General features: G+C 65.9%; 7 protein-coding genes. 2 read left to right on the plus strand and 5 right to left on the minus strand.

The features are described from left to right. Nucleotides 1-989: hydantoinase/oxoprolinase N-terminal domain-containing protein (locus ACMO6A_RS01985; protein WP_418470703.1), on the minus strand; the 989-nt coding region annotated here is incomplete at its 3' end. Then, nucleotides 989-2,098 (minus strand): DUF917 domain-containing protein, encoded by a 1,110-nt coding sequence (locus tag ACMO6A_RS01990; RefSeq protein WP_009305415.1) that lies wholly within the window; start codon nt 2,096-2,098, stop codon nt 989-991. The genes ACMO6A_RS01990 and ACMO6A_RS01985, both read right to left, overlap by 1 nt. 108 nt (nt 2,099-2,206) lie before the next feature. On the opposite strand from ACMO6A_RS01990, the gene ACMO6A_RS01995 reads away from it, so the two are divergent. Next, nucleotides 2,207-3,169 (plus strand): DUF1177 domain-containing protein, encoded by a 963-nt coding sequence (locus tag ACMO6A_RS01995; protein ID WP_009305416.1) that lies wholly within the window; start codon nt 2,207-2,209, stop codon nt 3,167-3,169. 106 nt (nt 3,170-3,275) lie between these two features. Next, nucleotides 3,276-4,229, plus strand: coding sequence for an aminopeptidase (locus ACMO6A_RS02000; protein WP_009305417.1), 954 nt, complete (start codon nt 3,276-3,278; stop codon nt 4,227-4,229). A 182-nt stretch (nt 4,230-4,411) separates the two neighbouring features. On the opposite strand, the gene clpB is transcribed toward ACMO6A_RS02000, so the two are convergent. Genes clpB through ACMO6A_RS02015 form a run of 3 tightly spaced genes read right to left on the minus strand, consistent with a single transcriptional unit; the run spans nt 4,412 to nt 8,433 of the window. After that, complete coding sequence (gene clpB, locus ACMO6A_RS02005; protein WP_410053550.1) at nt 4,412-7,069, minus strand: ATP-dependent chaperone ClpB; 2,658 nt, start codon at nt 7,067-7,069, stop codon at nt 4,412-4,414. A gap of 24 nt (nt 7,070-7,093) precedes the next feature. Continuing rightward, a complete protein-coding gene (locus ACMO6A_RS02010; RefSeq protein WP_009305419.1) occupies nt 7,094-7,486 on the minus strand; it encodes a heat shock protein transcriptional repressor HspR in 393 nt (130 codons plus the stop codon). Further along, nucleotides 7,486-8,433, minus strand: a complete 948-nt coding sequence (locus ACMO6A_RS02015) for a DnaJ C-terminal domain-containing protein (protein WP_418470704.1) — start codon at nt 8,431-8,433, stop codon at nt 7,486-7,488. The genes ACMO6A_RS02010 and ACMO6A_RS02015 overlap by 1 nt, the downstream gene beginning before the upstream one ends. Between the last annotated feature and the right edge of the window lie 141 nt (nt 8,434-8,574).

An 8,574-nucleotide genomic window follows, 5' to 3' on the forward strand; every position in this document is an offset into this window, starting at 1 on the left:
AGCGAGCCGCCGCCGAGGCCCACCGACACCAGGTCGGGCATGCGGAAGTTCGTGCGCACGTCGCCGATTTCCACGGCCACCATGCTCTCGCGCGGGAAGCCGTGCGCCAGCACGCCCACGTCGGTGGTGGTGCCGCCGATGTCGACGACCACGGCGTCCTTCTCCTGCGTCAAGAACGACGCGCCGCGGATGGAGTTCGTAGGCCCGCACGCGATGGTGAAGATGGGGTAACGCTTCGCGTAGTCCACGCTCATGAGCGTGCCGTCGTTCTGGCCCAGGTACACAGCCACATCGGCGAGGCCCTCAGACGCGAGCGCCGCCTCGAAGCTGTCGGCCGTCGTGCGCGCCACGTCGTACAGCGCCGCGTTCAGGATGGACGCGTTCTCGCGCTCGAGGAAGCCGAGCGACCCGATCTCCGACGACAGCGTGATGGGGAAGCCCTCGCCCAGCTCCTCGCGCAGAACGGCGGCGGCGCGCTTCTCGTGCGCGTCGGACACCGGCGAGAACACGCTGGTCACGGCCACGGACTCGAAGCCCTCTTCGCGCACGACGCGCGCGACCTCGCGGATCTCGTCTTCCGACAGCGCGCTGATCTCGCGACCGTCGAACTCGTTGCCGCCGTGCACGAGGAAGTCGCGCACGCGCATGGCGTTCTTCAGCTCGTCGGGCCAGTCAGCCATGCAGCTGATGGCCGTCGTGGCCGGAGCGCCCACGCGCAGCGCGGCCACCTTGTTCAGGCGCTTGCGCTCGACGATGGCGTTCGTGCAATGCGTGGTGCCCAGCATGGCGAACCCGATGTTGCGCGCCGCGTCGGCACCGATCTGGGTGATCACCTCGTGCATGGCGGCCACGATGCCGCTCATGACGTCCTCGGTGGTGGGGCTTTTCGTCGCGGCCACCAGCTTGAGGTCGCCGTCGATGACCACCGCGTCGGTGTTCGTGCCGCCCACGTCGATACCCAGACGCCAGATGCGCTTCTGATCTGCCATTACGCCTGCACCTCCTCGTTGTTCATCGCGGCGACGCGCTGCTCAACCGGCACGTAGTCGATGTCGTAGCCGAACGCGCGCGGCCCTACCACGGCCAGGCCCTCGGGCGTGCGCCACTGCGGCGCGCAGGGCATGCCCACCACCACAATGCGAGCGCCGTACTTCAGGCCCTCGGTAGTCACGGGCGAGCCGGACTCCATGTCCAGCGACATGATGAGGTCGGGCGACGTGGTCACCGGCTGGCCGTCGCGCAGCGCGATGAGGTTCTCGTTCTGGAACTCGATGATAAGCTGGCTGCCCTTGTCCTGGTCGAGCCCGTCCACCACGGCGCGACCGCGCACGAACATGCCGTCGGTCTTGCGCTCGACGTCCACCACTTTGCCGCGGAACAGGCGAAACCCGTTCGTCACGTTCAGCACGGCCTCGATGGGGTCGGCATGCTGCTCGCGCGCCTCGCGCAGCGTGCGGCCGATCTCCTCGCACAGCGTAGGCGTGTCGGGGATGCAGTAGTCCTTGAGCTGGCGCCCCGTGCACGGATACGACGCCAGGATGGTGTAACCGCCCATCACCGACGTGGCCTGGCGCGAGATGCGCTCGAGCCACTTGTCGTCGATCGCGCGCACCGTGACCGTGTTGCCCTTCTCATCGGCCATGACGGCGGGCTGTCCCTTCACGCCGTTGATGCCCAGCGTGGTCATCTGCAGCTCGGGGAACGCGCGGCCCATGAGATCGCAGTCCACCACGGGGATGCGGCGCGTGGCCGCCAGGATGAACGGGATGGTGGAGTTCACGCCGCCGGCTTCCACCGCGTAGATGGCGTACGGCTCCTGGCCCAGCTCCTTCACCAGCTCGTCGTACGTGGCCATGGGCTCCAGGCCGCTGCAGATCTTCTCCACCATGATGGTGGGGGCGCCCATCATCTGGGACACGCACACCACGGCGTCGTCAGGAACTTCGTCGGGCGAGATGAGCTCCACCTCGCCGTACTTCTTGATGGCCTCGATGGCCATGAGCTTGCCGACGTACGGGTCGCCGCCCCCGCCGGCGCCGAGAACCGTCGCGCCAAGCGCCATGTCCTCGATCTCTTTGATGCCGATTTTCCTTCTCATGATGGAATGGAACCTTTCGTCGAAGATGCTATGAACCGCATTGAACCGTATTATCATGGAATCGAACGAGGAAAGCGACCGCGATACAAACAAAAGGAGATACCTCCCATGATTTTCAAACAGTTGATCGAACTCTACGACCTGCTGGACTCGCCCTCCGCAAGCGGCGCGGGCGTGGTGGAGTACCTGCGCGGCATCGACCCCGCGTGCGATGCCGAAACGTACGTGCTGGAGGGGCCGAAGGGCTCCACCGACATGGTGCGCGTGCGCATCCCCGGTTCGCGCGGGCGCGCCGCCGGCGGCGAGGCGCCCACCATCGGCTTGCTGGGACGCTTGGGCGGCTTGGGCGCGCGGCCCGAGCGCATCGGCTTCGTGTCAGATGGCGACGGCGCGCTGACCGCGCTGGCCTGCGCGGCGAAACTGCTGTCGATGCACGCACGCGGCGACGTGCTGCCGGGCGACGTGTTCGTCTCCACGCACGTGTGCCCGCACGCGCCTACGTTCCCGCACGAGCCGGTGGCGTTCATGGGATCGCCCGTGGCCACGGCCGACGTGAACCGCGAGGAGGTGGGCGGCACGCAGCTGGACGCCGTGCTGGTGGTGGACACGACGAAGGGCAACCGCATCATGAACGAACGCGGCTTCATGATCTCTCCCACGGTGAAGCAGGGCTGCATCATGCGCGTCAGCGAAGACCTCGTGTCGCTGGTGGAAATCGCCACCGGGCGTCGCGCGCGCACATATCCGCTGTCCATGGCCGACATCACGCCGTACGGCAACGGGCTGTACCACCTGAACTCCATCCTGCAGCCGTGCACCGCCACCGACGCGCCTGTCGTGGGCGTGGCCATCACCACCGAGACGGCCGTACCCGGCTGCGCGACCGGAGCCACCCACCTGACCGACCTGGACGAGGCGGGGTCGTTCATGATCGAGGCGGCGAAGGCGTTCGGCGAAGGCAAGTGCGCGTTCTACGACGAAGACGAGTACGCCCGTTTCGTCGAACGCTACGGAAGCATGACCCACCTGCAAGGCATGGGCGCCTTGCCCGCCGAGGATCCGGAGGCGTAAGCGCTGTTCGCCATCCCGAACACAGTACGCGGGTCGTCATCCCGAGCGAAGCGCCGAAGGCACGAATGTTTCACGTGAAACATTTCATGACTTGAAAGGTTATCCTATGGATCTACAGCAACGTGCACGCACCATTATCGAAACGAATCTTGCGCTTCAGCCAGGCGAGACGCTGCTGGTCGTCACCGATGACCCCACCCGCGAGGTGGGCGAGCTGTTCTACGAAGCGGCACGCGCCATGGATCATCGGGCTCTCATCATGCAGATGCCCGAAGGCTCGGTAGCCGGCGAGGAACCGCCCGCGCCGGTAGCGGCGGCTATGAAGGCGGCCGACGTCGCACTGTGCCCCACGGCGAAGTCCATCACGCACACGAACGCGCGCATCAAGGCAGCAGCGGCGGGCACGCGCGTGGTCACCATGCCCGGCATTACCATGGACATGCTGCGCGACGGCGCCGCCTGCGCCGACTACGACCAGGTGGAGCGACGCACCCGCCAACTCACCGAGCGCCTGACGCACGCGAAGCATGCGCGCATCGAGAAGGATGGCCATGTGCTGGAACTTGCGCTGACAGGGCGCGACGGCGTGGCCAGCCCCGGCGTGTACCGCGAGCCGGGTGCCAGCGGCAACTTCCCCTCGGGCGAGGCGTACATCGCACCGCTCGAAGACGGGGCGAACGGGACGGCCGTCATCGACGGCTCGATGGTGGGCATCGGCACGCTGACCGAGCCGATGACGGTCACCATCGAGAACGGACGCCTCACGCGCATCGAGGGCGCCGACGCGCAGGGCCCCTACGCCGAACGCCTGAGCGTGCTGTTCGAACAGCCCGAAAACGGCACCATCGCCGAGCTGGGCATCGGCACGAACGAGGCCGCGAAGCTGTGCGGCATCATCCTCGAAGACGAGAAGCTCTACGGCACCGTCCACATCGCCTTCGGCACGAACACCTCGTTCGGCGGCATCACCAAAGCGGACTGCCACCTCGACGGCATCATCCTCAACCCCACCCTCTACCTCGACGACGAATGCGTCATCCGCAAGGGCGAGTTCCTGTAGCGAACTAGCAACCCTCCGCAACCGCCTGGGTTGTTCCAAGTGAAACACTCCTGCGGACGGGGCGGTGAAACGGGGCGCGGAGCCGACGGATCGGCGCCGCAACACGTAAACGGCCCGGCAAATGCCGGGCCGTTTACGTGTTGCGACCTTGCGGGAAGCCGCGCTCGTTCTGTCCAGACGACTTACTTATCGCCTTCGGTCAGCAGGTCGTCGAGGGGCATGGCGTCCAGCTCCAGGGGCTCTTCCACGGTGCATTCGTAGTTGCCGTCCTGGTCGATGCTGATCAGCACATGGCTGCGATCGCGCAGCTTGCCTTCCACCACCTTCTGGGCGATGCGGTCGACGATCTCCTTTTGGATGAGGCGCTTCAACGGACGCGCTCCGAAGATGGGATCGTAGCCGTCGATGGACAGGTGCTCCATCGCCGCCGGCGTCACGTCGAGCGTGATGCGGCGGTCGGCCAGACGGTCGCGCACTTCTTCCAGCTGCAAATCGACGATAGGCTCGATGTTCGTCATGTTCAGCGCGTTGAACACCACCACGTCATCGATGCGGTTGATGAACTCGGGGCGGAACGTCGCGCGCAGGGCGCCGTCGATGGCCTGCTTCATAGCCTTCTCGTCGCCGTGCTCGGCGAACTCGCGGATGAACTGCGATCCCACGTTCGACGTCATGATGATGATGGCGTTCTTGAACGACACCACGCGGCCCTGGCCGTCGGTCAGGCGGCCGTCGTCCAGCACCTGCAACAGGATGTTGAACACGTCCGGGTGCGCCTTCTCGATCTCGTCGAGCAGGATCACCGAATAAGGCTTGCGGCGCACGGCCTCGGTCAGCTGGCCGCCCTCGTCATAACCCACGTACCCCGGAGGCGCGCCGATCAGGCGCTGCACCGAGAACTTCTCCATGTACTCGGACATGTCGATGCGCACCATGGCCTTCTCGCTGTCGAACAGGTACTCGGCCAGCGCCTTCGCCAGCTCGGTCTTGCCCACGCCCGTGGGGCCCAGGAACAAAAACGAGCCGATGGGACGGTTCGGGTCGGACAACCCGGCGCGGTTGCGGCGGATGGCGCCGGCCACCGAGGACACGGCCTCGTCCTGGCCCACCACGCGCTCGTGCAGCTTGTCCTCCAGGTCGACCAGCTTGGCCATCTCGCCCTGCATCATCTTCTGCACGGGAATGCCCGTCCACGTGGAAACGACCTCGGCGATCTCGTCGTCCGACACCTCCTCCTTGAGGATGGCGCCGTCCTGCTGCTTCACGTTCAGCTCTTCCTCGGCCGCATGCAGCTGCTGCTGCAGCGCGGGAATGCGCGCGTAGCGGATCTCGGAGGCCTTCACCAGGTCGCCCTCGCGGGTGGCGCGCTCCTCTTCAAGCTGCGCGCCCTCGAGGTCGCTCTTGAGGTTCTGCACGTGCTCGATGGCGTCCTTCTCGTTCTGCCACTCGGCCTTGCGCTTGTCGAGGTCCTCCTGAGCCGTGGCGATCTCGCGGCGCAGCGCTTCCAGGCGCTCTTGCGAGGCCTGGTCGCTCTCCTTCATGAGCGCCTGCTCCTCGATCTGCATCTGGGTGAGCTTGCGCTCGGCGGCGTCCACCTCCTCGGGCATCGAGTCGATCTCGATGCGCAGGCGGCTGGCGGCCTCGTCCATGAGGTCGATGGCCTTGTCGGGAAGGAAGCGGTCGGAGATGTAGCGGTTCGACAGCTCGGCCGCCGCCACGATGGCGGCGTCGGTGATGCGCACGCCGTGGTGGATCTCGTACTTCTCCTTCAAACCGCGCAGGATGGCGATGGTGTCCTCCACCGTGGGCTCGGTGACCAGCACGGGCTGGAAGCGGCGCTCGAGCGCGGCGTCCTTCTCGATGTACTTGCGGTACTCGTCCAGCGTGGTGGCGCCGATGGCATGCAGCTCGCCGCGGGCCAGCGCGGGCTTCAGCATGTTGCCCGCGTCCATGGAGCTGTCGCCCGTGGAGCCGGCGCCCACGATGGTGTGCAGCTCGTCGATGAACAGGATGATGCGTCCTTCGCTCTGCTTCACCTCGCGCAGCACGGCCTTCAAGCGGTCCTCGAACTCGCCGCGATACTTCGCGCCGGCCACCATCGCGCCCAGGTCGAGCGCCACGAGGTCGCGGTCCTTCAGCGAAGAGGGCACGTCGCCGGCCACGATGCGCTGAGCCAGGCCCTCGACGATGGCCGTCTTGCCGGTGCCCGGCTCGCCGATGAGCACGGGGTTGTTCTTCGTGCGGCGCGACAGCACCTGGATGGTGCGGCGGATCTCCTCGGCGCGGCCGATGACCGGGTCGAGCTTGCCTTCGCGCGCCTTCTGCGTGAGGTTCTGGCCGTACTGCTCCAGCGCCTCGAACTGCACTTTGTTCTGCTGGTCGGTGACGCGCGTGTCGCCGCGCAGCTCCTCGTAGGCAGCCTCAATGCTCTTGCGCGTGACGCCGGCCGTAGTGAGGATCTTGCCCGCGGCGCCCTTCTCCTCGGACAGCGCGATCAGCAGATGCTCGCTGGTGGCGTAGCTGTCGCCCAGCTTCTCGGCGATCTTGACGGCGTTGTCGATGAGGTTCATCAGGGCCGGGCCAGGCACGCCGCTCATCATGCCGGGGTTCCCGCTGACCTTCGGCATGCGCTGGATCTCGGCATCCACGTTGGCCTGCAGCTGGAACGGCTCGGCACCGATGCGCTTGATGATAGCGGACAGGTTGTTCTCTTTCGATTCCAGCAGAGCCTTCAACATGTGAATGGGCTCTGCCTGCGATGACTCGTTCTCGGAAGCGATGACAATCGTCTGTTGCAGCGCTTCCTGAGCGGTCAGGGCTAGCTTGTTCAGGTTACCCATGTTCATACAACGTTCCTCCTTCGCTTAGGGCAGCTGCCGCAAAGCAGTCGGTAAGTCGGATACGCGCACGAGGGCGTTCACGCTTTCGCGCGTTTCAAGCTCGTGCACGCGATCGGCCAGACGGCGCACGCGCTTGTGCAGGTCGTCCAGCTCGGTGTCGCGCTCCTCCAGGCGGCCCTGGAGGTCGAGAATGCGGATGACGCCCGCCAGGTTGATGCCCTCGCTCGTCAGCTCGTTGATCAGCTCGAGCCGCTCGATGTCGGCCGGCGAGTACATGCGGGTGTTGCCGCTCGTGCGCTGGGGCGATACGAGCCCCTTCTGTTCATATGCTCGCAGCGTTTGCGGGTGAACGCCCGCCAGCTGCGCGGCCACGCTGATCATGTACAGCGGGCGGTTGCGGTCGGTTCGGTCGCTCATCACCAGCTCCTCACATCATCGGTCGTAGCCGCTAAATAATCTTCCATGGCCTTCTTCTGGCCTTCGTTCATCTCCTTGGGCACGACCACCTTCACGGTGATCTTAAGGTCGCCCGAGCCGTCGCCCTTCACCTTGGGGGCGCCTTTGCCCCTCACCGACAGCACGGTGTCGTCCTGCGTGCCCTTCGGCACGCGCACGCGCACCTTCGTGCCGTCGGGCGCGGGAACCACCACGCTGGCGCCCAGTGCAGCTTCCGCCACGCTCACGGGCACGTCCATCAGCACGTCGGCGCCTTTACGAGTGTAGTACGGATGCGGATCGATCTTGGTGGTGATCAGCAGGTCGCCTGCAGCACCGCCGTTCTCGCCCGGGCCGCCCTTGCCCTTGAAGCGCAGGCGCCCGCCGTCCACGGCGCCCGCCGGGATCTTCACGGTGAGCGTCTCGGACTCGCCGCGACCGGGGACACGCACGGTCACGCGCTTCTCGGCGCCTTTGAAGGCCTCGTCGAACGTCACGTTGAGGGTGACGTTCATGTCCTGGCCCTTGCGCGGACGCGGCTGGCGGCCGCCCCCGAAACCGGACATATCGTTGAAGTCCCAGTCCGTTCCGAACGCGCCTTCGCCGTGGCGGATGCTTTCCAGGATGTCGGCCCAGCTGCCGAAGCCGCCGCCCGCGCCGCCGAAGATGTCCTCGACGTTGACCGAGCCGCCGCCCCAGCCCTGGGGGATCTGGTTCTCGTTCGCCGTGCCGTACTGGTCGTAGAGCTTGCGTTTCTTGTCGTCCGACAGCACCTCGTACGCTTCGTTCAGCTCTTTGAACTTCGCCTCGTCGCCGCCGGCGTCGGGGTGATGGGTGCGCGCGAGCTTGCGAAAGGCCTTCTTTATCTCGTCGGCCGTCGCCGTGGGTGGAACGCCCAGCGTCTTGTAGTAATCAGGAGTCGCCGCCATAAAACGCTCCACCTCCTCAATCTATCGAGTAAACCAAAAGCGGGCAGCCTCTTGGCCTTGCCCGCTCTGGTCGTTTGCTTTTACTTTTCCGCGTCTTCCTGCGGTTTCTCCCGTTTGGGACCGCCGGAGGTGACGGTTACC

The organism is Eggerthella sp. (assembly GCF_048329335.1).
GTDB classification, from domain to species: Bacteria; Actinomycetota; Coriobacteriia; order Coriobacteriales; family Eggerthellaceae; genus Eggerthella; species Eggerthella lenta.